Origin of the sequence: Bacteroides muris (ex Fokt et al. 2023), from assembly GCF_024704895.1 — a bacterium.
Lineage (GTDB): Bacteria > Bacteroidota > Bacteroidia > Bacteroidales > Bacteroidaceae > Bacteroides > Bacteroides muris.
Map to the genome: position 1 here is coordinate 1 of NZ_JAMZEE010000133.1, position 426 is coordinate 426.

1 protein-coding gene is annotated in these 426 nt (G+C 45.8%); it reads left to right on the forward strand.

All coding sequences use genetic code 11. From position 1 onward, the window contains the following. Nucleotides 1–426, forward strand: a 426-nt coding sequence (locus M1B78_RS18580) for a transposase (protein ID WP_257941509.1), incomplete at both ends; no start/stop codon positions are given.

Sequence of the window (426 nt, forward strand, 5' to 3'; positions counted from 1 at the left end):
ATTTTGCTCCGTGGGAGAGCGTATACTACTATTTCAACAAGTGGAAAAACGAGGGCATCATTGAGGAGCTCCTTGATAAACTTCGCTCTATGGTACGCATCCGGTCCGGTCGCAACGAAAGCCCCGGCATGGGCATTATAGACTCACGAAGTGTCAAGACTTCACATCATGTAGATTCTGTTCGAGGACTTGACGGCAACAAGAAGATTAAGGGCAGAAAACAGCATATAATCGTTGACAGCCAAGGTTATCTGATGTCTGTAGCCGTGCATGAAGCCAATGTTCATGACAGCAAGGGTGCTCCGAAAGTCATTGAGAGGCTATCCTACAAATTTCCTCGTCTTGCCAAAATCCTTGCGGATGGTGGCTATAGAGGAAGCCTTGCAGATTGGGTATTTGACAAATTTAAATGGGAACTTGAAGTTG